The organism is Streptomyces sp. NPDC014891 (assembly GCF_043081085.1).
Taxonomy (GTDB): domain Bacteria; phylum Actinomycetota; class Actinomycetes; order Streptomycetales; family Streptomycetaceae; genus Streptomyces.
Window position 1 is genome coordinate 1 of record NZ_JBIBWF010000016.1, and the last position, 19,422, is coordinate 19,422.

General features: G+C 72.9%; 16 protein-coding genes and 1 pseudogene. 10 read left to right on the plus strand and 7 right to left on the minus strand.

The features are described from left to right. The first annotated feature begins 6 nt into the window (after positions 1–6). Positions 7–69 (plus strand): hypothetical protein, encoded by a 63-nt coding sequence (locus ACF09E_RS33555; protein ID WP_392206104.1) that lies wholly within the window; start codon positions 7–9, stop codon positions 67–69. Between the two features lie 185 nt (positions 70–254). Here the strand turns inward: ACF09E_RS33555 and ACF09E_RS33560 are convergent, their stop codons facing one another. Then, positions 255–566: a hypothetical protein gene (locus ACF09E_RS33560; protein WP_392209791.1), complete on the minus strand. Its 312-nt coding sequence runs from the start codon at positions 564–566 to the stop codon at positions 255–257. A gap of 221 nt (positions 567–787) precedes the next feature. Here ACF09E_RS33560 and ACF09E_RS33565 point away from each other — a divergent pair, with 221 nt between their 5' ends. Then, a complete protein-coding gene (locus ACF09E_RS33565; RefSeq protein WP_392209793.1) occupies positions 788–1,225 on the plus strand; it encodes a hypothetical protein in 438 nt (145 codons plus the stop codon). 84 nt (positions 1,226–1,309) lie between these two features. Here the strand turns inward: ACF09E_RS33565 and ACF09E_RS33570 are convergent, their stop codons facing one another. Continuing rightward, on the minus strand, positions 1,310–3,073 hold the full coding sequence (locus ACF09E_RS33570; RefSeq protein ID WP_392209795.1) for an MFS transporter: 1,764 nt from the start codon (positions 3,071–3,073) through the stop codon (positions 1,310–1,312). Positions 3,074–3,583: 510 nt separating this feature from the next. Continuing rightward, complete coding sequence (locus ACF09E_RS33575; RefSeq protein ID WP_392209797.1) at positions 3,584–6,055, minus strand: D-alanyl-D-alanine carboxypeptidase family protein; 2,472 nt, start codon at positions 6,053–6,055, stop codon at positions 3,584–3,586. Between the two features lie 354 nt (positions 6,056–6,409). Between ACF09E_RS33575 and ACF09E_RS33580 the strand changes: the two genes are divergently transcribed. The 3 genes from ACF09E_RS33580 to ACF09E_RS33590 all read left to right on the plus strand — a co-directional run bounded on the left by ACF09E_RS33580 (position 6,410) and on the right by ACF09E_RS33590 (position 8,655). Next, positions 6,410–7,108: a GPP34 family phosphoprotein gene (locus ACF09E_RS33580; protein WP_148003783.1), complete on the plus strand. Its 699-nt coding sequence runs from the start codon at positions 6,410–6,412 to the stop codon at positions 7,106–7,108. Positions 7,109–7,347: 239 nt separating this feature from the next. Then, positions 7,348–8,208 (plus strand): helix-turn-helix transcriptional regulator, encoded by an 861-nt coding sequence (locus ACF09E_RS33585; protein ID WP_073916242.1) that lies wholly within the window; start codon positions 7,348–7,350, stop codon positions 8,206–8,208. A gap of 246 nt (positions 8,209–8,454) precedes the next feature. Beyond that, positions 8,455–8,655 carry a DUF397 domain-containing protein gene (locus ACF09E_RS33590; RefSeq protein WP_015034281.1) on the plus strand — a complete coding sequence of 67 codons (201 nt, stop codon included), beginning with the start codon at positions 8,455–8,457 and terminating at the stop codon, positions 8,653–8,655. Between the two features lie 116 nt (positions 8,656–8,771). Here ACF09E_RS33590 and ACF09E_RS33595 read toward each other — a convergent pair whose 3' ends face one another. After that, a complete protein-coding gene (locus tag ACF09E_RS33595; protein WP_392209800.1) occupies positions 8,772–9,605 on the minus strand; it encodes a hypothetical protein in 834 nt (277 codons plus the stop codon). Between the two features lie 94 nt (positions 9,606–9,699). Between ACF09E_RS33595 and ACF09E_RS33600 the strand changes: the two genes are divergently transcribed. Beyond that, a complete protein-coding gene (locus ACF09E_RS33600; RefSeq protein WP_392209802.1) occupies positions 9,700–10,482 on the plus strand; it encodes an SDR family oxidoreductase in 783 nt (260 codons plus the stop codon). A 192-nt stretch (positions 10,483–10,674) separates the two neighbouring features. Beyond that, positions 10,675–12,191: pseudogene (locus ACF09E_RS33605) on the plus strand (sodium:solute symporter family protein). A 27-nt stretch (positions 12,192–12,218) separates the two neighbouring features. Here ACF09E_RS33605 and ACF09E_RS33610 read toward each other — a convergent pair. Continuing rightward, positions 12,219–13,337: an ADP-ribosylglycohydrolase family protein gene (locus ACF09E_RS33610; RefSeq protein WP_392209804.1), complete on the minus strand. Its 1,119-nt coding sequence runs from the start codon at positions 13,335–13,337 to the stop codon at positions 12,219–12,221. A 154-nt stretch (positions 13,338–13,491) separates the two neighbouring features. Here ACF09E_RS33610 and ACF09E_RS33615 point away from each other — a divergent pair, with 154 nt between their 5' ends. Continuing rightward, the gene (locus ACF09E_RS33615; protein WP_392209806.1) at positions 13,492–14,568 is read left to right on the plus strand and encodes a tyrosine-protein phosphatase; all 1,077 of its coding nucleotides are present in this window, start codon (positions 13,492–13,494) and stop codon (positions 14,566–14,568) included. 5 nt (positions 14,569–14,573) lie between these two features. On the opposite strand, the gene ACF09E_RS33620 is transcribed toward ACF09E_RS33615, so the two are convergent. Continuing rightward, the gene (locus ACF09E_RS33620; RefSeq protein ID WP_392209808.1) at positions 14,574–17,159 is read right to left on the minus strand and encodes a bifunctional FO biosynthesis protein CofGH; all 2,586 of its coding nucleotides are present in this window, start codon (positions 17,157–17,159) and stop codon (positions 14,574–14,576) included. A 118-nt stretch (positions 17,160–17,277) separates the two neighbouring features. Next, entirely contained in the window at positions 17,278–18,108 is an 831-nt protein-coding gene (locus ACF09E_RS33625) for an LLM class F420-dependent oxidoreductase (RefSeq protein WP_392209810.1), read from the minus strand. 151 nt (positions 18,109–18,259) lie between these two features. Here ACF09E_RS33625 and ACF09E_RS33630 point away from each other — a divergent pair, with 151 nt between their 5' ends. Continuing rightward, positions 18,260–19,000: a GNAT family N-acetyltransferase gene (locus ACF09E_RS33630; protein ID WP_392209812.1), complete on the plus strand. Its 741-nt coding sequence runs from the start codon at positions 18,260–18,262 to the stop codon at positions 18,998–19,000. A gap of 155 nt (positions 19,001–19,155) precedes the next feature. Next, entirely contained in the window at positions 19,156–19,362 is a 207-nt protein-coding gene (locus tag ACF09E_RS33635; protein WP_389039236.1) for a hypothetical protein, read from the plus strand. Positions 19,363–19,422: the final 60 nt, after the last annotated feature.

The following is a 19,422-nucleotide window of genomic DNA, read 5'->3' on the forward strand; positions in this document are numbered from 1 at the left end:
TACGCGCTGCGAGTCCTTGGCCAGTCATACGCCGAGCACCCCGCCTACCAGCAGGAATGGCGCCCATAGCCCTTCAAGGAGACAGGCCCTAGGTGGCTCTGCACGGGTGGCGGGGCCGGGTGGCTTCCCGGCGGTGCCGAGCACCGATCGAACTCCTAACGCGAGTGTCGCAGGTTCGAAACCTGCCGGGGGCACAAGCGCAGAGGCCGCACCTGGACGTTTCAGGTGTGGCCTTCGGCCATTCCTCGGGCTCTTCAGGCCGTTGACGCGGGGCCTGGGCGTTCCGGCGGGGTGGTCGTGACCGTGCCCGTCCACCAGGCCGGGGCGGTGTCCGGTCGCCAGGAGATCGTCAGGGGGCGGCCGGCGATCTCCTGCGCCTTCGCTCGGGCCGCCGTCTGCGCCTCGTCGGGAGTGCCGCCGGGGCCCGGGTGGGGTAGCCGGCCGTCCGCGACGCCGCCTGGGTCCGAGAAGTACAGGGCGTAGCGCCACTCGTTGGCGGTCCGGAACAGGACCATCATGTCCGGCGTGCCCAGGCCGCCCCTCCAGTGTTTCCCGCGCCTCGTCATGCCCGGAGGGTAGCCCGCCCTCTAAGGCCGTCGCCGGAAGGCTGTGGTCCCCGGTAGCGTTCTGCCCGGCTGCGATCCCGGTGCTGCACCGACGGGCGATCGGGCGGTGGTCCACCGGGAGTTCCCACCGTCCGCGCCCGTACCAGATCCGCCCCGCCCCGCGTCCCGTCCGGCGTACGCTCCTTGCGCCGATGTCCCGTGGTCCACCGGAGGCAAGTGCCGTGAGTCTGCTGCCGTTCGTCGATGAGCACGTCGTCGTCGTGGACGCTGGCCGCGAGGAGGCCTGGCGGCGGTTGCTCGTCCGCGTCGAGCGGTCCCTCTCCACACCCGGCGGCGCCCTGTACGCGCGGCTCGTGCGGGCCGTTCCCCGTCGGAGCGGCGGCGTCCGGCCGCTCGGCGCCGGGTCCGAGTTCCCCGGGTTCCGGGTCGCCCGGCTCGTGCCGGGGCGGGAGCTCGCGCTGGAGGGACGGCACCGGTTCTCCTCGTACAGCCTCGTCCTCCAGGTCGAGGAGCGGCCCGACGGGCGCTGCCGGCTCCGTGCCGAGACCCGCGCCGTCTTTCCCGGGGCGGCCGGGCGGGTCTACCGGGCGCTCGTCATCGGCAGCGGCGGGCACGCCCTCGCCATGCGGAGAATGCTGGCGGGCTACCGGCGTCCGTGACGGTCGCACCCGCCCCTGACGCTCCTCGGACCGGACGCCTCGCCGTACCCGTCCCGGACCACGCTCGGCCCCGGCCTCATCCGCTCAGCGGAGTTCCTCCGGGCACGGCGTGCCCCGGGAGAGCTTGTACGGGGCCGCCAGGCGGTAGACGCCTGCCTTCGGGGCGACCAGCTGCGTCCACTCGTCGCCCTCCGCGTCCGCCTCCGTCTTGAAGAGGCAGCCCTCCTCGTTCGCGAAGACCTTGGGGATCTCGGTCTCCGCGTCCTCGCGGGCCAGCTTCGACGCCTCCGTCTCCTGCGGCGGCTCGATCTTGCCGCCCTGGTCGTCCACCAGCGCCAGCCACGGGGAGTACGGGACGCGGATGAGGACCCGGCCCGGGGTCTCGACGCGGATCACGACCTCGTTCTCCTCCGCGCTCTGCACCACCGCCGGCGGGTTCGCGAGGGGCGTCGGGTTCGCGACCTCGTACAGGCGCCAGTTCTCGTCCGACCAGACCTGCTCCAGGTACGGCAGGCCGTCCCCGACCAGCTCCGCCTCCTGCTCCGCGCCCGAGTCCGGCGCGCCCGTCGGCAGCACCACGTAGTGGACGGCCCAGCGGTGCAGCCACTCCTCGTAGTTCACGGCGTTCAGCGTGTCGTCGTAGAAGAGCGGGTTGCGCTCCATGTCCGCCTGGCGGTTCCAGCCCCGCGCCAGGTTGATGTACGGGCTCAGCGCCGAGGACTCCCGGTGGCTCGACGCCGGTACGACCTCCACCCGCGCCTTGCGCGCGTCGCGCACCTGGAGCTGGTTGATCAGCGGCGCCAGCTCCCGCGCCCAGGAGGCGTCCGGGGCGGTGCGGATCACGTCGTCGACGCCCTTGAAGCCGATCCAGAAGTTCAGGCCGGCGAAGGCCAGCACCAGCGCGTACCAGCGGCGGGAGCGCGGCGCCGTGTACGGCAGGGCCGCCAGCAGCACGACGCCCGCGAAGAGCATCGGCAGCCGCGAGATGTTCGAGCCGATCTGCGAGTCGATCAGCCAGGTCAGCAGTGTGCCGACGGTGTAGACGGCGGCGGCGACCCGCACCGTCCGCCAGTCCCTCGGCACGAGGACGAAGACCAGCGCGCCGAACAGCAGCGGCAGCGCCGTCGAGCCGAACGCCATCGGCTGCGTCCCGGAGAAGGGGAACAGCCAGGAGGACAGGGCGACGACCGCCACGGGCGCCAGGCCGAGGGCGTACGCACCCGGGCGCCGGCGGTTCAGGAACAGCGCCGCCGCCGCGACCCCCAGGAACAGGCCCGCCACCGGGCTGCACGCCGTCGCCAGGCCGGCGAGCGGCGCCGCGACCGCGGCCTTCGCCCAGCGCTTGCGGCGCCAGCGGTGCGGCCAGCAGAACACCGCCGCGACCGCGCCGAGCGCGAACATCATCCCGAGGCCGAAGGTCACCCGCCCCGACAGGGCGTTGCAGAGGAAGGCGAAGACGCCCGCGACCGAGCAGGCGAGCGGATTGCGGACCGCCCGCACCCGCACCAGGATCAGCGCGGTCAGCCCCGCCGACAGCGTCCCGGCGACCATCATCGTGCTGCGCACGCCCAGCATCGACATCAGGTACGGGGACACCACGCTGTACGAGACGGGGTGCATCCCGCCGTACCAGGCGAGGTTGTACGCCGAATCCGGGTGCCGGCCGACGAACTCGGCCCACGCGTCCTGCGCGGCCAGGTCGCCGCCGCTGTTGGCGAAGAAGAAGAACCACAGGATGTGGGTGACGGCCGCGAGGCCGGTGGCCGCCAGGACCGTGTAGCGGCGCTTCCGCCGCGGGGCCCGGGCCGGCGCGGTGGGGGCCGGGGCGGGCCGCTGCGCCGGGAGCACTATTCGCGGGAGCGAATCAAGGGACGCGTCATCGGCGTCGGCAGCGGCTTTCGCGGGGTCGGTCCGGGCATCGCTGCGGCCTCCGGTTCGGCCGTCGGTACGGCCCTCGGTGCGGCCGTCGTCGTGGGGGGAGTCGAGGAGGGGGTCTGGGGCCGGGGCGGGGGCTTGATCGGGGGCTGGGGCGGGGGCTGAGTCCGCGCGATCGGCGCGTGTCGGCTCGGCGGTGGTCAACTGCGGCCCTTTCCCGTGCTGCCCGTCTCGCTGCTCTCGCGTGAGTCACGCGTCGTACTCGTCCCCGGGAAAACGCTAACAGCTGGGCCCCCGGGAGAACCCGGGAAGCCCAGCCGAGCGGGTGGCGGGGCCGGTCCCGACGGGGGCGGTGAACCGGCCCCTGACGGGGCGGGGCCGGACCGCGGGCCCGAGCCGCGGGGCCGGTCCCGGGGGCGCGGCGGCCGGACCGCGGCGCCCGAGCCGTGAGGCCGGGCCCCCACCGACAGCCGGTCCGCTCGGTCAGCCCACGCGGGTCAGCTTCTTGTCGAAGCCCGGCTCCGCCAGGTCCGCCTGGAGCGCGACGGGCGAGCTGACCTTGCCGGCGCCGGTGCCGATCGACACCTGGCCGACGACGTCGCCCGCCTTGCCGGCGTGCGGGACGGCCTTGCCGCCGTCCGTCAGCGCCAGCTTCACCTGGAGGCCCGGCCAGCCGATCGCCTTGAGCTCCTTCGTCGCCACCACCGGCGTCCGTCCGCCGAGGCCGTCGTCGACATAGCCGATGACCTGGCCCTTGCGGATGACGACCGCGGAGGTGACGTCCTTCTGGGCCTGCTGGATGATCTTGAGGCTGTTGTCGATGGCGAGCTGGAGCTTCTGGCCGAGCTGGTCCGCGTCCTTCGCGCCCATCACGATGCCGAGGATGCGCCGGTTCTGGCCGTCGACGATCGTGTTCGCCGACCACAGGAGGTTGCCGCCCGCCGGGGTCGACGAGCCGGTCTTGATGCCGCTCACACCCGGTTCGAGCAGGATGTTGTTGTTGTTCTCGATCCGGCCGGGGATGCCGTCCACCGTCACGTTCGGCATGTTCACGATCTCGCGGAACACGTCGTACTGCATGACCGCCTTCGCCAGCTTCAGCTGGTCCTGCGGGGTCGACACCGTGCTGTCGAGCAGACCGGACGGGTCCGTGTACGTGGACTGGGTCATGCCCAGGTCCTTCGCGGCGGCGTTCATCTTCTCGACGAACGCGGCCTCCGAACCGGCGTCCCAGCGCGCGAGCAGCCGGGCCACGTTGTTCGCGGAGGGGATCATGAGGAGCTCCAGGAGCTCCTTCTCCGAGTACGTCTGGCCCTTCTGGACCGCCGCCGTCGACTCGTGCTCGGCCTTGCCCTGATCGGCCGCCTTCTGGTCGATCTCGATCTCGGGGCCCTTCTGGCTCCCCTTGAGCGGGTGGTCGCGGAGGATCACGTACGCCGTCATCGTCTTCGTGACGCTGGCGATCGGGGCCGGCTTCTGGGCTCCGTACGTGCCCATGGACCCGACGCCCTCGACCTCGACGGCGCCCTGTCCCTCGGCCGGGAACGGCAGCTTCAGGTCGCCGCCCTGGAAGCTGAAGGTCGGGGCGGCCGAAAGGGTCAGCTCGGGCGCGGGCAGCGGGCGGACCATCTGCACGATCGCAAAGACGATCAGCAGCAGCAGGATCAGCGGCGTCCAGATCCGCACCCGGCGGACGGTCGTCCGCAGCGGGGTCGGCGGCGGGGGCGGGGTGTTCGTCAGCTCGGCCAGCAGGTCGAGCGGGGGCAGCGGCGGAAGCGGCTGCTGCCGCGTCCGCTCGGGCTCGGTCAGCGCGGACGCCGGCGCGGGCGAAGGCGCGGCCGCGGTGGGCGCCTTCGGCGGTACGGGCGCGGCGGCCGGCTTCGGGGCCTCGGGAGCCCTGGGAGGCGCAGCGGCCGCGCGGGCGGCCTGCTCGGCCTTCTGGTCGGCCGGGATGTCCGCGCGCAGGGGCAGGAAGGTGCTGGTGCGCTCGCTGTCCGCGTCGGCGGCGGAGCGGCCGGAGCCGCCCTTGCCGGTCAGCGAGGACGGGAGCTTCAGCGCGGTCGTGGGCTGGTCGACGGGCGGCCGGACGGCCTTGAACATCGTCGTCGGCTGGTCGACCGGCTTGTCCTCGACGTCGTCGGCGGCGTCCTTGCCGCCGCCGTCGGTGCGCTCGGTGCGGTCGTCGCCGCCGGTGCCGCCGGTGCTGTCCTCGCGGTCGGCGTCGTCCGCGTCGGCGACGGCGGGGGTCGCCGCGTCCGCCGGCTTCGTGTCAACCGGCTTCGCGTCCGCGGCCGGCTTCCGGGCCGCGAACCAGGACTCCGCGGCGGGCTTCTCCGCCGCGGCTGCCTTCTCCGCGACCGGCTCGTCGTCCGCCGCCTCGGGCCCGGACTCGGAGCCGGAGCCGGAGTCGGCATCCGCATCGGTACCGGTACCGGAGCCGGAGTCGGAGCCGGATTCGGCGCGGGCATCGGAGTCGGCGTCAGAACCGTCCGCCTCCCCGTCGTTCGCCTCCCCGTCGTTCGCGTCCCCGTCGTTCGCGTCCGCCCGGCCCGCGTCCGCGTCGCCCGCGTCCGCGGCTCTCGCCTCGTCGGCGGCGACGGCCGCGTCCGCCACGACCCCGTCGGCCCCGTCGGACGCCTTCGCGGGCGCCCCGGCAGGCGCCGCGGACGCCTCGGCCCCGTCACCGGCCCGTTCCGCCGGCTCCGCCTTCTCCGGCTCATCCGCCGTCGCCACCCACGCCGCCACGGCGGCCTTCAGGCGGTCGCTCTCGGGCTCCGGGGCCTTCTCCGCGCCGGACTCGGCCTCGGAGGTCTCAGCGGCCTCCGCGGCCTTCCCGGCGTCGGTCGTCTCCGGCTCCCGGGACTCCTCTTCGCGCTCCGGGCGCTCCTGCGCCGGCGCGTCGTCCTCGGGGGTCCGCGGCGTCAGGGTCTTGAAGACGGCCGTCGGCTGGTCCACCTGAACCGCCGACGCCCGCGACGGCGCAACCGAAGCCGCCGACGAGGCGTCCGAATCATGGAGAACGGAAAGCCGAGGATCCCTGCCGCCGCCGCCCGAGGCCGCCGTCTCCTGAGACGACCCCTGCTGCTCCGCCTTGTCGGGGGACTCGCCCGCCACCGTGCCTCCTCCATGCGTCGTGCGTACGTACGGACCGTGTACCGGTCCGTGTACCAGTGTCCTGTGTGAACCCCTTGGCCCCCGTGCTAGACGAGAACGACATACCTACTGGTTCCCGGATGAACCACCCAGGCACTCTCGACAGATGAATGTGAGAGGGGTCACCCTGTCATTCATCCACGCGGGGAGGCATGGATGGGCAGGAGCCGCAGAACCATTCCGGAGGAGCTTCTGCTGCTCGCTCTGGACCCGACCACGGGTACCACAGCGCAGCCGCAGTCGCTCGACCTCGGCCTGGCCGGAGCACAGCTAGTGGAGCTGGCGATGGCAGGCCGGATAGCCCCTGACGGGGATCGTATCGCCGTGGTGATGCCACGGCCGACCGGAGATCCGACCTTGGACTCCGCACTGGAGCTGCTGCGCAGGCGTGGCAGTCCGGTTCGGGCCGTCCACTGGATCGGCGGACCCCGACTGGGGCTCCGCCAGACGTATCTCTCGCATCTGGAGCGATGCGGCATGGTGCATGCCGTGGAGGGCCAGATGTGCGGGGTGTTGCCGACGACTCGCTACCAGGCGACGGACACGGCGATCAGTCGGGAGATCCGCTCCCGGCTGGACAGTGCGATCCGCACCGGCGTACCGCCGGACCCGCGGACCGCGGCGCTCGCCGCGCTGGCCCACGCGGTCGGTCTCGGCAAGCACCTCTACCCCGGCAACGAAGGACGGTCGTCGCGGTCCCGGCTGCGCGATCTGATCCGGCACGACCCCATGGGCGGACTCGTGGCGCACGCCGTGATGGACGTCCAGAACGGCGCGGCGGCACAGCCGCGCCGGAGCGCCGCGGGTGTCCCGGCGCAGCCTCGCGGCAGCATGGCCCGCGCGGCGGCGCACTAGCACCCCGGGCACAGCACAGAACCAACCCGGGAGCCGCACAGGTGTGCGGGGCGGTCTGGACGGCCGCCCCGCACACGCGCGCTTGCCGCGCTTCCCCCGGGGGTCCGGTGGTCCGCCGCGCAAACGGCGTGGTCGCGGGCGGTGTGGTCGTTTCCCAGCGCACACCCGGCTTTTGGTGGCAGTCTGCCAAGCGGTAGATACCCACAGCTACGCAGCAGACAGCCGGAGGTGCAGTTTCCGTGGCGTCCAACGTCAACCCCACCGTCAGGCGACGCCGATTGGGCCAGGAGCTGCGCAAGCTCCGGGAAGCGAAGAACATGACGGCGGAGCAGGTCGCCGAACGTCTCCTCGTCTCCCAGTCCAAGATCAGCCGGCTGGAGAACGGCCGTCGCTCCATCAGCCAGCGCGATGTGCGCGACCTCTGCGGTGTGTACGAGGTCGAGGACGAGCGCATGGTCGACTCGCTCATGCAGATGGCCAAGGACTCGCGCCAGCAGGGCTGGTGGCACGCCTTCGGCGACATCCCGTACAGCGTCTACATCGGTCTGGAGACGGACGCGGAGAGCCTGCGGATGTACGAGCCGCAGATCATCCCCGGGCTGCTCCAGACCCACGCGTACGCGGAAGCGGTCATCACGGGCGCGCTGCCCGAGTCGACGCCCGCGGACATCGAGAAGCGGGTCACGGTCCGCACCCGCCGCCAGGAGCGCATCCGGGACGAGGAGCGTCCGCTGCGTCTGTGGGCGGTCATCGACGAGGGCGCGCTGCACCGGATCGTGGGCAGCCGGCAGTTGATGGTGGAGCAGTTGGAACACCTCATCGAGCAGTCGCACCTGCCGCACGTCACGGTGCAGGTGATCCCGTTCGAGATGGGCGCGCACCCGGGGATCAGCGGGCAGTACTCGATCCTGGAGTTCCCGGACACGTCCGACTCCAGCGTGGTCTACATCGAGGGCGTGACGAGCGACCTGTACCTGGAGAAGGCGCAGGACGTCGGCAAGTACAGCGTCATGTACGAGCACCTGCGGGCGCAGGCGCTGAACGTCGAGCAGACCCGCGACTTCATCTCGGAGATGGTGAAGAAGCACGCCAGGGGCTGATCCGGGGTGTTCGGGGCCGGGTCGCGAGACCCGTGTCCCGGGCCCGGAAGGCGCTGCTCCGGGGGTCCGAAATGCGGCGGGGCGGGTACGGTACACGGCGTACTCGCTCCCACGGAAGCCCCGTTGGAATATGCCACTCGGACGTGTGAACGCCGGTCACGGTGGACGGGACCGACGAGTAGCGTCGATCACGCCGGCGAGAACGTTGGCGCGACACATCCACTGGCAGAACCGGAGCTGAGCAGCATGGCGATTATTCAGGGTGGCACCGACACCTGGACGAAGTCCTCGTACTCCGGAGGGAACGGGGCCTGCGTCGAAGTGAAGTCCCCCCTCGTGACCGCGATCGCGGTGCGCGACTCCAAGGCCCCCGAGGGCCCCTCCCTCTCTTTCGGACCGGGATCGTGGAACGCCTTCGTCGGCGAGGTCAGCAACGGGGCCCTCTGAGCCCCGCCGCTCGACGTCGTCCGCAGTGTGCAAGAGCCCTCTCGACCGGTCCGCCGTCCTGGCCGAGGGGGCTCGGCCTTTTTCTCTCCGCGCGGTGCCCCTCCCCCGATCGCCCGCTACCGCAGCCGGTCCACGTACAGGTCGGTTCCCGGCACCGTGGGGATGAAGGGGGCCACCAGTTCCACCCGGGCCGTTGCGCCGCCCACCGTCTCCAGGTCCGCGAAGTGGTCCGTCCAGCATTCCGCGGGGTTCCGTTCCAGGAACCACAGCAGGGTGAGGCGGGTGTCGACGCCCTCGACCTGCTTCACGTACGTCATGCGGTCGCCGGGCAGCGGGGTCGGGCGGAAGACGGTGATCATCGCCGCCGGGGAGCCGGCGAGGCGGCGGGGGAGTTCCCGGCTCCTGAGGTGTGCGAGGAGGGTCGCGCGCTCCTCGGGGCCCTCCGTGTCGACGACCTGGAGGATCAGCCCCGCGTAGGGGTGGTCGAGGGCGTGGAAGTCGCGCGGGCCGGCCGCCCCGTCCCGGTAGACGGTCGCCTCGTGGTCCTGGAACGCCGTGAAGACGTGGGTGCGTTCCTGGTGGACGCGGGCGTCGCGGTTGAGGCGCTTGTTGATGCCGACGGTCCACTTCATGTGGTCGTCGTAGCGGCCCTCGGTGATCCAGTACGTGGAGAGGTAGCAGCCGGCGGTGACGGGCCGGGCGACGGCGGACTTCTCCGGGACGCGGAGCTCCTGGAGTTCGCGGGTGGCGACCCAGCGGCGGCCCGCGTACATCCAGGGCATCGCCATGGCGCCGGCGTAGTAGTGGTCGTCCTCGTACCAGCGGTTGTAGGCGTACTCGTGGCCCGGGTGCGGCTCGACCATGGTGATCAGGGCGTGGCCGGGGCGCACCCCGTACGGGCCGACGGACGCCAGCTCCGCGTACGTGTCGCTGCGGGTCTCCTCGCTCACACTCGCACCTCTTCCCAAGTCGGTGACGGGGACCTAACCTGACCACCACTCTGACGGACCGTCAGATACTTGGCCAGGCTTGAGAGGGGTCCGGATGCTGCTCCAGGGGAAGACGGTCGTCGTGTCGGGCGTCGGCGCGGGGCTCGGCCACCGCGTCGCCGAGGCGGTCGTGCGGGACGGCGGGAACGCGGTCCTCGGCGCCCGGACCGAGGCCAATCTCGCCAAGTCCGCCGCCGAGCTGGACCCGGAGGGCCGGCGTACGGCCTACCGGGTCACGGACATCACCGACGAGGGGCAGTGCGAGGCCCTCGCCGCCCTCGCCACCGAGCGCTTCGGCGGGATCGACGCGGTGGTGCACGTCGCCGCCTGGGACTCCTACTTCGGCGGCCTGGAGGACGCCGACTTCGCCACCTGGCAGGGGGTCCTGGACGTCAACCTGCTCGGGACCCTGCGGATGACCCGGGCCTGCCTGCCGGCGCTCAAGGTGCGCGGGGGGTCGGTCGTCCTGATCGGCACGCAATCGGCGGTGGCCGCGCCCTCGCAGGTGCGGCAGGCCGCGTACGGGGCCTCGAAGGGGGCGCTGACCTCGGCGATGTACTCGCTGGCGCACGAGCTGGGGCCGTACCGGATCCGGGTCAACACCGTGCTGCCCGGCTGGATGTGGGGCCCGCCGGTGCAGGCCTTCGTCCAGTTCACCGCGCACACGGAGCAGGTCCCGGAGGAGGAGGTGCTCGCCCGGCTCACCGAGCGGATGGCGCTGCCCGAGCTGGCGACCGACGGGGACGTGGCGGAGGCGGCGGCCTTCCTGGCCTCGGACCGGGCGCGCGCGATCACCGGGCAGTCCCTGCTCGTCAACGCGGGTGAGCTGATGCGCTGATGCGCTGATACCCGCAGGAACCTTCCGGTCCCCCTCCGATCGCCCTCGGAGATCATTCATGGACATGAACAAGGGTCAGTAAACAGAACGATTTTACTGTCCCTTGACCCTCCATTGCATTGTCTCTGCCTTGCGGCGCGCCACACCATGAACGGCGTTCACAAGGCGGACCGGACCCCTGGAGGGGACTCCATGAACAGTCTCGACTGGGCCTCGCGATCGGCGTCTGGTCCCACAGGCGGGTGGACACCGTCTCCGACTTCTTCACCGCCGGCGGGCGGATGCCCTGGTGGCTCTCCGGCATCTCCCACCACATGTCGGGCTACAGCGCGGTGATGTTCACCGGCTACGCGGGCATCGCCTTCACCTACGGCGTCACGTCCTACGTCACCTGGTCCTTCCCCATCGCCATCGGCATCGCGATCGGCGCGAACCTCTTCGCGCCCCGGCTCAACCGGCTGCGCTCCCGCCTGAAGGTGGCCTCCCCGCTCGAGTACCTCAAGGACCGCTACAACCTCCCCACCCAGCAGGCCCTCGCCTGGTCCGGGGTGCTGCTGAAGATCGTCGACGTCGGCGCCAAGTGGGCCGCCATCGCCACCCTGCTCTCCGTCTTCACCGGCATCTCCCTCAACCAGGGCATCCTCATCACCGGTGTCGTCACCGGCATCTACTGCACCGTCGGCGGACTGTGGGCCGACGCCCTCACCGAACTCGGCCAGTTCGTCATCCAGCTGCTCGCCGGCGTCGCCATGCTCGTCGCCGTCCTGGGCGAGCTCGGCGGCTTCAGCGCGCTGTGGACCGTGTGGGACCGGCCCGAGCTCCAGGGCCACACCGCGCCGACCGCCGGCCCGTACACGCTGACGTTCCTCCTCGCCTACCTCTTCATCAAGACCTTCGAGTACAGCGGCGGCATGTGGAACCAGGCCCAGCGCTACATGGCCACCCCCAGCGCCCGCGAGGCCACCCGCTCCGGCCGGCTGTCCGCGCTGCTCTGGTTCGTCTGGCCGCTGGTCCTCTTCTTCCCCATGTGGGTCGCGCCGCTGCTCGTCGACCCGAAGAAGCCCGACGCCTCCGACGCGTACGCCCTGATGACCGAGCAGCTGCTCCCGCACGGTCTGCTCGGTCTCGTCGTCGTCGGCTTCTTCTCGCACACGATGGCCATGTGCTCCTCCGACGCGAACGCCATCGCGGCCGTCTTCACCCGCGACATCGCCCCGGCCGTCAGCAGGGCCGCCCGCGGCTGGAGCCAGACGGCCGGGCTGCTCGCCGCGCGGTGGTCGACGATCGCCTTCCTCGCGCTGTCGATGGCCGTCGCCACGCAGGTGAACTCCCCCACGTTCAAGGACATCATCACCGTCGTCATCAAGTGGGTCGCCGGCCTCATGGGGCCGATCGCGATCCCCTTCATGCTCGGCCTGCTCCGCACCTTCCGGAAGTCCGGCCCCACCGCGGCGCTCGTCTCCTGGGCCGCCGGCCTCTTCGTCTTCTGGCTCACCAACTACGGCCTCGACGGCATCGAGCTCCAGATCCAGATCGTCGCGCCGCTCGCCACGTCCCTCGTCCTGTACGTGCTCGTCGGCCTTCTCCGGCCCGAGGACACCCCGGAGCGGGACGCCCTGCTCGCCCGGCTCGGCGGCGACCCGGAGGACGAGGGCGGCGCCGCCCTCCCCGCGCAGGGCGGCGCACGGGCCGATCAGCCCCAGGGGTGAGCCGCCCGCCCCGGACGGCGGCTCCCGTCAGCCCCTCGGGTAGCGCGCCAGCCAGCCCGGCGACGACTCCACCGGGCCGTGCAGGGCGGCCCCCTGCGTCATCTCCATCGCGAAGTCGTCCGCGATCTCCAGCACCGTCGCACGGCCCTCCAGCTCGGCCAGCCAGGCCGGCGGGAGGGCCGTCTCGCCGTGCAGGGCGCCGAGCAGCGCGCCCGTCAGCGCCCCGGTCACCGCCGACGGCCCGTCGTGGTTCACCGCGAGCCGCAGCCCGTGCCGGACGTCCTCGCCGACCAGCGCGCAGTACACGGCCGCCGCCAGCTGCCCCTCGGCCCGGTCCGCGGCCGCCCCGAGGGCGGCCACCCGCTCCGGATCGGGGGCCCCTTCGCGTACGGCTCCGAGGGCGCGGCCCAGCGCCTCGGTGACCGGCTCGTGGCCGGAGCGCTCCGCCAGCTGCCCGAGGGCCCGCTCGACGGCCGCCTCCACGGAGCCGCCGCGCGCCAGGCCGTGGACGACGACCGCGAAGGCGCCGGCGGCGAGGCCGGCGGCCGGGGCACCGTGGGTCTGCACGGCGCACTCCACGGCCAGCTGGCAGACGAGCTGCGGCTCCCAGCCGACGAGCAGCCCGAAGGGCGCGGAGCGGACCACGGCGCCGGAGTCGGCGGCCTCCGGGTTCTTGGGCTTGTCGAGGGTGCCGAGGATCTCGTCGCCGAGGCCGGTGAGGCAGGCGCGGGACGGGTCGCGGCGGGCGTAGAGCCACTCCTCGCCGGCGAGGAAGCCGTTGTCCTTGCGGCGCTCGTCGGGGCCCCAGTCGCGCTGGGTGGCGGCCCAGCGGAGATGGGCCCGGTGGACGTCGGTGGGCGGGTGCCAGGCGCCGGTGTCCCGGCGGACCTGAGCGCGGATCAGGCCGTCGACGGTGAAGAGCGCCATCTGCGTGGCGGCGGTGACGGCGCCGCGGCGCCCGAAGGCGGGCGCGGGCTCCCCGAGTCCGTCAGGTCCGTGCCGCTCCAGGATCTCGGCGAGGGTGAGCCCGGCGACCCCGGCGCCCAGGGCGTCGCCGAGGGCTCCGCCGAGCAGACAGCCCCGTACGCGGGCGCGGAAGTCCTGCTGTTCGGCGCGGCCCCACACGGCCGCGGCTGTCGTGGCCACGACGTGCCCTCCCCCCGTAGACCGGTCTGCGCAGCACTGTAATGGACCGGGTACGTCCGCTCGGGGTCCGGAACGTTATGCGATCCGAAGCCTTTCAGTCCACTTTCGACCGTAGTTCACCTGAGGTTTGAGCATGACTTGAACGATCCGCGTCATGAACGCCCTGACTCGCGTCACGACCCTCCCCACCGCGGTCCTCGCGGCCGCCCTGCTCACCGGCCTCGTCGCCCCGACCGCCGCCGCGCACCCCCACGACCGGCACCGGGACGAGCGGCGCGTCCCCTTCACCGCCGCGACCGTCACCGAGAACACCGGCGGCACCTACACCGTCGCCTGGAACGCCCCCGGCACCCGCGGGGTCACCGTCCGCACCGGCGGACGTACCGTCGCCCGCGGCGGCGCCACCGGCTCCGTCACCGTCTCCGGACTCGCCCCCACCGACCGGCGCTGGTTCGACCTGGTACCCGACCGGGGGACCCCGCTGCACCTCGCCGACCGGCTGATCCGCCTCCAGGGCACGGTCAACTTCCGCGACGCCGGCGGCTACCGCACCACCGACGGCCACTGGGTGAGGATGGGCGAGGTCTACCGCTCCGACTCCCTGGACAGGCTCACCGACGCCGACCTCGCCAAGCTGCGGCGCCTCGGCGTACGGACGGTCTTCGACCTGCGCATGGAGTCCGAGCGGACCACCGCGCCGGACCGCGTCCCGGCCGGCGCCACCCACGTCGTCGCCGACGTCCTCGCCGGCACCGGCACGTTCACCTCGATGCCGAAGAGCCCCGCCGAGGCCGAGGCGATGATGGTCGAGGGCAACCGCTTCATGGTGAGCGGCGGCACCGCCCGCACCGCCTACACCACCGTCTTCGACGGCATCGGCACCGACCGCAGGCGCGGCGTCCTCTTCCACTGCACCGCCGGCAAGGACCGCACCGGCTGGTCGAACGCCGCCCTGCTCACCGCCCTCGGGGTCCCCGAGGAGACGGTCATGGCCGACTACCTGGCCAGCAACACCTACCGGGCCGCCGCCAACGAGGCGGTCCTCTCCCACCTCCCGGCCGCCCAGGCCGCCGTCTACAAGCCGCTCCTCGACGTCCGCCCCGCGTACCTCAACGCGAGCTTCGACGAGGTCGAGGAGGAGTTCGGCTCCTTCCGCGGCTACCTGCGGAAGGGCCTCGGCATCGACGAGCGGGAGCTCAAGGAGCTGAAGAAGGACCTGCTGGTCGGCTGACCCCGCTACTCCCGCGGAAGGACCGGCAGCAGTTCCGGGAGGTGTCCGTCCGAGGCCCTCGCCGTGCGCTGCCGCTCCTCGGGCACGTCGCCGTAGAGGGTCGTCCGGGGCTTCGCCGGGCGGCCCGCCGCCTCGGCGATGGCCTCGAGGTCCTGGATCGAGCGGTAGGAGCCGTAACTCGACCCGGCCATGCGGGAGATCGTCTCCTCCATCAGGGTCCCGCCGAGGTCGTTGGCGCCCGAGCGGAGCATCTCGGCGGCGCCCTCGGTGCCGAGCTTCACCCAGCTGGTCTGGATGTTGGGGATGTGCGGGTGGAGGAGGAGGCGGGCCATCGCGATGACCGCGCGGTTGTCGCGGGCGGTCGGGCCCGGGCGGGCGATGCCGGCGAGGTAGACCGGCGCGTTCGTGTGGATGAAGGGCAGCGTCACGAACTCGGTGAAGCCGCCCGTCTCCTGCTGGATGCGGGAGAGGGTGCGGAAGTGGCCCAGCCAGTGCCGGGGCTGGTCGACGTGCCCGTACATCATCGTCGAGGAGGAGCGGATGCCCAGCTCGTGGGCGGTGGTGACGACCTCGATCCAGGTGGCGGTGGGCAGCTTGCCCTTGGTGAGGACCCAGCGGACCTCGTCGTCGAGGATCTCGGCGGCGGTGCCGGGGATCGAGTCGAGTCCGGCCTCCTTGGCGGCGGTGAGCCACTCCCGGATGGACAGGCCGGTGCGGGTGGCGCCGTTGACGACCTCCATCGGGGAGAAGGCGTGGACGTGCATGCCGGGGACGCGCTCCTTCACCGCGCGGGCGATGTCGAAGTAGGCGGTGCCGGGCAGGTCGGGGTGGATCCCGCCCTGCATGCAGACCTCGACGGCGCCGACGTCCCAGGCCTGGGCGGCGCGGTCGGCGACCTGGTCGAGGGAGAGCGTGTAGGCGTCGGCGTCGGTGCGGCGCTGGGCGAAGGCGCAGAAGCGGCAGCCGGTGTAGCAGACGTTGGTGAAGTTGATGTTCCGGGTGACGATGTAGGTCACCTCGTCGCCGACGGTGGACCTGCGGACGTCGTCGGCGATCCGGGTCAGCGCGTCGAGCGCGGGCCCGTCGGCGTGCAGCAGGGCGAGCGCCTGCGCGTCGCTGAGCCTGGTCGGGTCGTCGGCGGCGACGGCGAGGGCCTCACGGACGTCGGCGTCGACGCGCTCGGGGACCATGCCGGGGGCGGCGGCCTCGCGCAGGGCGTCCCAGTCGCCGTAGACCTCGTCGAAGTCCTCGCGGCGGTCGTGGGTGCGGCCGGTGGTGTCGATCGTGCGGTGCAGATCGGTGCGGCCGGCGGCGGTGAACGCCTCGTCCGGCTCCTGCCACGGCAGACCCCGCACCGGCGCGTCCGGGTTCGCGAGGCCGGTCTCCGGGTCGGCCAGGGCCCGCACGTGCGGCAGCAGCCGGGGGTCCAGCCACGGCTCGCCGCGGGTGACGAACTCCGGGTAGACGCAGAGCCGTTCGCGCAGCTCGAAACCGGCCGCGGCGGACCGGGCGGCCAGCTCCTCGATGCGGGGCCAGGGCCGCTCGGGGTTGACGTGGTCGATGGTGAGCGGCGAGACACCGCCCCAGTCGTCGATGCCGGCGGCGATCAGCCGCTCGTACGCGGAGTCGACGAGGTTCGGCGGTGCCTGGAGGCAGGCCGAGGGCCCCATGATGTGCCGGGCGACGGCGACGGTCGCGACCAGGTCGTCCAGCTCGGCGTCCGGCATCCCGCGCATCGCCGTGTCCGGCTTGGCGCGGAAGTTCTGGATGATCAGCTCCTGCACCGAGTGGTACGCCCGCGCCACCCGCCGCAGCGCGAACAGCGACTCGGCCCGCTCCTCCAGCGTCTCGCCGATGCCGAGGAGGAGGCCGGAGGTGAAGGGGACGGAGGAGCGGCCGGCGTCCTCCAGGACCCGCAGCCGCACCGCGGGCTCCTTGTCCGGCGAGCCGTAGTGCGGCCCGCCGGGCTCGGACCACAGGCGGGTCGCGGTCGTCTCCAGCATCATCCCCATCGACGGCGCCACCGGCTTGAGGCGCTGGAAGTCGGTCCAGGACAGCACACCGGGATTCAGGTGGGGCAGGAGTCCGGTCTCCTCCAGGATGCGGATGGCCATGGCCCGGACGTAGGCGAGGGTGTCGTCGTAGCCGTGCGCGTCGAGCCACTCGCGGGCCTCGGGCCACCGGTCCTCCGGCTTGTCGCCCAGCGTGATCAGGGCTTCCTTGCAGCCCAGTTCCGCACCCCGGCGGGCGATCTCCAGGACCTCGTCGGGGGACATGAACATCCCGTGCCCGTCCCTGCGCAGCTTGCCGGGGACGGTCACGAACGTGCAGTAGTGGCACTTGTCCCGGCACAACCGGGTCAGCGGTATGAACACGCTCTTCGAGTACGTGATGACCCCCGGCCGCCCCGCGGCCTCCAGGCCCGCGTCGCGGACCCGCCCCGCCGAGGCCACCAGGTCCGCCAGATCCCCGCCCCGCGCCCGCAACAGCACGGCCGCCTCGCCGACATCGAGGGCGACCCCGTCCCGCGCCCGCTTCAGAGCACGGCGCATCGCGTTCGCGGAGGGGCGGGCTTCCTGGTCATCCGTCATGGACCGAGCATACGAGCGGGTGCCGGGAGCAGGCTTCGGGTCCCCGCAGGAAGCGGCGGATCCGGCCACCCGGCCGTCCGTCCGTCTCCCCGCCTCCGCCCCGCCCACCGGCCGGCGCTCAGAGGTACTCGGCGTAGGCGTCCAGGACGCGCAGGACCTCCGCCTCGCCCTCGGGCGGGAGCTGGAGGACGACCTCCTGGCAGCCCAGCTCCGCGTAGTGGTCGAGCTTGCCCCTGGTCGGGAGGACCGCGTACGGGACGACCTCCAGGGCCTTGGGGTCGCGGCCCGCCTCCTCCCACGCCTCCCTGAGGACCGGCAGCGCCTCGGTCAGGCCGCGGCCGCCGATCGGCATCCAGCCGTCCGTCTGCGCGGCGATCTGCGCGAAGGTCCTCGGGCCCGCCGCACCGCCCAGCAGGATGCGGGGCGCGCCGCCCGCGGGCTTCGGCCAGGCCTCCGAGGGGCGGACGGAGTGGCCGAACGCGCCCTCGTACGCGGTCGGTTCCGGTGCCCAGAGGGCGCGCATCAGGTCGAGGCGGTCGCGGCCGAGCTCCCGGCGGGTCGACCACTCGACGCCGTGGTCGGCGGCCTCCTCCTTGTTCCAGCCGAAGCCGAGACCGAGGGTGAAGCGGCCCCCGGAGAGGTGGTCGAGGGTCGCGATCTGCTTCGCGAGGGCGATCGGGTCGTGCTCGGTGATCAGCGTGATGCCGGTGCCGAGCGCCAGGCGCTCGGTGACCGCCGCGGCCTGGCCGAGGGCCACGAGCGGATCGAGGGTGCGGCCGTACTCGCGGGGCAGTTCACCGCCCGCCGGGTAGTCGGTGTCCCGGGCCACGGGGATGTGGGTGTGCTCGGGGAGGTAGAGCCCGCCGAACCCGCGCTGTTCGAGTTCGCGCGCGAGCCGCACGGGGCTGATGGTCTCGTCGGTCAGGAAGATCGTGGTCGAGATCCGCATAGCGGCACGGTAGGGCGTACGGCGTGGATTTCCGAGGGGTACGACGCACCCGTGTGCCGCGTCGGCCGAACGGGCGCGGGCACGCGCCGGGTGCGCGCGGGCGGGCGGAAATACCCGGGCGGGGTCGGGCGGCGGGGCCTAGCGTGTGGCCGTGCTGAAGCGAATCGAGACGTATTACGACGCCGTTCCCCGTTCCGCCGCCCGCGCCGAGGAGTTCGGGCCGCTGACCCTGTTCGTGCGGGAGGGGCCCGGCTGGCCGTACTACGCGCGGCCCTCCCTCGGGTACGAGGGGGAGGTGACCGTCGCCGACGTGGACCGGGTGCGGGCGCGGCAGCGGGAGCTGGGGGCGCCCGAGGCGTTCGAGTGGGTGGCGGAGACGACGCCGGGGCTGCGGGCGGCCGTGGAGGCGAGCGGGCTCGCCGTGCACGAGCATCCGCTGATGGTCCTGGAGGGCGAGGCCCTGCCGGTGGCCGGGCCCGAGGACGTCACCGTGCGGATGGTCGGCGCGCGCGATCCGTTCCTGGCGAGCGCGGTCGCCGCGCCGTACGCGGCGTTCGGAGCCGAGCCGGGGCCGGAGGTGGTGGGCCAGGTCGCGGACCGGATCACGGCGGGTCTGACGCATCTTTCGGCGGCGCTGGACGACACCGGCGCCGCGCTCTCGGCCGGGCAGCACCAGCCGGTCGGGGGCGTCTCCGAGGTCGTCGGCGTCGGCACCGTCCCGGCGGCCCGGCGCCGGGGCCTCGGGCTCGCGGTGACGGCGGCCCTGGTGGCCGACGCCCGGTCCCGGGGCGTGGACCTGGTGTTCCTGTCGGCGTCGGACGGGGACGTGGCGAGGCTCTACGGGGGGCTCGGCTTCCGCACGGTCGCGACCGCGCTCATCGCGGAGGCGTGACGCGGGGGGGGGCGGACGGCGCCGGGGACCGGTCGCGGCGGGTGCGGTGCCCCGGGTCGGGTCGTGAGCATCCGAGGCGTCGGGGGCATGGCCGGGTGCGGCCGGTGCGGCGGCGGGCTCGTAACCGGATCGCCGTCGTCCGCGTTGGTGCGGGCATGAAGAAGATGCTCACCGCAGTCGCCCTGACCTGTTTCGCCGCGTCCGGCGGCCTCGCCGCCGCCGGGACCGCCGCCGCCGACGCGAGTCTGCCGTCGGTGGTGCCGCTCAGCGGCGTCCTGACCCCGAAGGCCAAGCCGGCCGGTACGCCCGACCTGCCGCCGGCGAACGCGGCGGTGGAGCGCCTGCTGCCCGGACACCACTGAGCCGTACGCGGACGAAGGCGGCGGGACCCCCCACGGGCCCGCCGCCTTCGTGTCTCTGCG